The organism is Streptomyces sp. NPDC058964 (assembly GCF_042741275.1).
Taxonomy (GTDB): domain Bacteria; phylum Actinomycetota; class Actinomycetes; order Streptomycetales; family Streptomycetaceae; genus Streptomyces.
Genome location: NZ_JBHYKH010000764.1, coordinates 1 through 3,022 on the forward strand (window position 1 = coordinate 1; position 3,022 = coordinate 3,022).

Consider the following 3,022-nt stretch of genomic DNA (forward strand, 5'->3'; position numbering starts at 1 on the left):
CTGCTTGCGGGGGTCCCGGTGGGCCACCGCGACCAGCTGGATCTCGGGCACCGGAATCGAGGGCATTAGGCGCGGTCCCACGGGAGGGGATGGGGGCTTCGTCGGTGCTTCGTCGGCGTTCGGCCGACGTATGCCGGGTGCTACCGGGACTGCTGGGCCGGGACGCCGCGGGAGATCGGCTCGTCCTCGGCCGGCGAACCGGCGGCGGCCACCGCGGCGCCCGTCAGTGTGGCGAGCATCTCGCGGACGTTCGTCAGCTGGGCGTTGATGCTGTCGCGGCGGTTGGTCAGCGCGGCGAGCTCGCGCTCGGATTCCGAGCGGATGCGGTCGGCCTTGGCGTTGGCGTCGGCCACGATGTCCTCGGCCTGGCGCTGAGCCGTCTCCACCGTCTGGCGGGCGCGGCGCTCGGCGTCGGTGCGCAGCTTCTCGGCCTCCAGGCGCAGCTGCTCGGCGCGGTGCTCGATCTCCGCCAGGCGCTTCTCGGCCTTCTGCTGACGCGAGGCCAGGTCGCGCTCGGACTGCTCGCGGCGCTTGGCCAGGTTGGTCTCGAAGTCCGCGGCGGCCTGGGCGGCCTTGGCGCGGGTCTCCTCGAAGAGGGCGTCGGCCTCCTCGCGCTTGGACTGCGCGTCCTTCTGGGCCTCGGAACGCAGCTGCGAGGCGTCACTCTTGGCCTTCTCGACGATCCGGACGCCCTCGTCCTCGGCCTTGGCCTTGCGCTCCGCGGCGAACGATTCTGCGTCGTTGCGGACCTGCTGCGCTGCGGACTCGGCGAGCTCGCGGTGCTGCTCGGCCGCGCGCCGGGCCTCCTCACGCAGATCCTTGGCCTCTTCCTCGGCGAGGCGGAGGATCTTCTCGACACGCGCGCCGAGACCCGCGTACGACGGCTCGGCGTCGCTTACCTGGGTCTGGGCGTTCTGCGTCTCGAGGTGGAGCTCCTCGATGCGCTTTTCCAGAGCGGTGATGCGGGCGAGAGCGCTGTCACGGTCGGAGACGAGCTTGGAGATCCGTTCGTCCACCTGAGCGCGGTCGTACCCACGCCGCACTAGCTCGAAGCCGTAGGGGGAAGTGTCGCTCATGGGGTTCCTGTCGAATGAGACCGGTGAGGTGATAGGTGGAATCCTAGGGGCCGAAGCGGTGTGTCATCGAGCGGATACGTGTTTGATCTGGAGAATGACACCTCTTTTGGGTGGTCGAGGTCTGGAGCGCTTGCCAAAGACTTGGACAAAGGCCCCAGAAGGCAACGGAATCGACCGGTTTGGCTAGTCGTCCGAAGACTTGCCACCCGAACGAGGCGTTCCGATGGACGCTCCCGCCTTGACTCCGCCGTCCTTCCCGGCCCCCGGAGCCTCGAACGACGTCAGCGCCTCGAGCACGGTCTGGACCCGGGAGATCTCGGCGTTGATGTCCTCGCGGCGGCGCGCCAGGATCTCCAGCTCACGCTTGCCCTCCTCGACCGTGCCCTTGGCCTCGCGGATCGCCTCGGCCTTGAGCTCCTCGGCCTCCCTGACCAGCGTGGCCTTCTTCTGCTCGGCCTCCTTGAGCAGCCCCTCGGCCTTCTTGACGGCGGCGATACGGACCTTGCCCGCCTCGGAGTTCGCCTCCGAGACGATCTCCTTGGCCTTCGCCTGTGCCTTGGCGTGCTGCTCCTCCGCGGACTTGATGAGCGCGTCGCAGCGGTCGCCGGTGGACTTCATGGTCTCGGCGGCCTCGCGGCGGGCCCGCTCGTGCAGCTTCTCGATCTCGCTCGTGATGCGGTCGCGCAGCTCCTCCGCCCGCTCCCTTATGGCGGTGGCGTCCCGGCGGGCGCCGACGAGCAGCTCGTCCGCGTCCGTGCGGGCCTTCTCCACCAGCCCGTTGCCCTCGACCGTCGCCTCGGAGACGATCCGCTCCGCCTCGCTGCGGGCCGCGCCGACCATCGTGTCCGCCTGCGACTCGGCGTCCGCGGTGGCCTTCAGGGCCTGCTGCTGTGCCTCGGTGAGCAGCTTGTCGGCCTCGGCCGTGGTCTCCGTGATGAGCGTGTCGACCTGCTCGGCCGCCTCGGAGCGCCGCTTGTTGGCGTCCTTGCGGGCCTCGTCCAGCGTGCGCTCGGCCTCTTCGCGGGCCGAGGCCACCAGCCGCTCGGCCGCGTCCTCCGCGTCCGCCCTCAGACGCTCGGACTCGCCCCGGATGCGCTCGGCGTGCTGCTGCGCGGAACCGACGGTCTCGGCGGCCTCGGCACGCAGCCGCTCGGCGTCCCCGGTGGCATCCGTGATCAGCTTCTCGGCCTTGGCGATGGCTTCCGCCCGGACCCGGTCGGCCTCCGCGACCGTCTCCGTCTGCAGCCGCTCCGCCTCGGAACGCGCCTCGGAGATCAGGGTGTCCGCCTGCGTCGCCGCGTCGGACCGGATGCGGTTGGCGTCGTCACGGGCCTCGGCACGCGTACGCGTGGCGGCCTGATCGGCCTCGGCGATGGCGTCGGAGGCCTCGGTGCGCACCCGCTGGGCGTGAGCGGCCGCGTCCGAACGCAGCCGCTCGGCCTCGGCGATCGCCTCCGCCATCGTGCGCTCGGCGAGCGCCCTGGCCGCCTCGGACTCCTCCTGCGCCTCGCGCCGCAGGCGGCTCGCGTCCTCGCTCGCCCGGTCCCGTTCCGCGTAGGCGTCGGCGCGGACCCGGTCCGCCTCCTCCTCGGCCTCCCGGCGCGTACGGTCCGCGGCGTGCTCGGCGGCGGAACGCAGGCCGGTGATCTCCTCCTGCGCCTGCTCGTGCAGCCCGGAAACGGAGTCCCGCACCTGCTGGGCGTGCTGCTCGGCCGCCGACACCATCTCGGTGGCGCGCCGGTCGGCCTCCTCGACCAGACGCACGGCCTCGGCCTGCGCGTCCTCCACCCGCTTGCGCGCGGAGGCCAGCAGCTCCTCGCTCTGCTCGCGGGCCCGCTCGCGCTCCGGGTCGGCCTCGCCGCGCTCCCGCCCGGTCTGGTCGTCGGCCTCGCGGCGCCTGCGGGGCGCCTCGTCCAGGGCGTCGGACAGCGTCTGCGAAGCCGAGG

At 72.0% G+C, this 3,022-nt stretch carries 1 protein-coding gene and 1 pseudogene; both read right to left on the reverse strand.

Annotation, left to right across the window (positions count from 1 at the left end; genetic code table 11):
• Positions 1–140 precede the first annotated feature (140 nt).
• Positions 141–1,076: a cellulose-binding protein gene (locus ACFW2E_RS44375; protein ID WP_384477127.1), complete on the reverse strand. Its 936-nt coding sequence runs from the start codon at positions 1,074–1,076 to the stop codon at positions 141–143.
• A gap of 183 nt (positions 1,077–1,259) precedes the next feature.
• A pseudogene (locus tag ACFW2E_RS44380) lies at positions 1,260–3,022 on the reverse strand (hypothetical protein); the annotation flags it as partial.

What these genes read in the sequence shown, in the direction of transcription:
- ACFW2E_RS44375 (WP_384477127.1), bottom strand. Translation starts at nt 1,076, where the DNA reads ATGAGCGACACTTCCCCCTACGGCTTCGAGCTAGTGCGGCGTGGGTAC.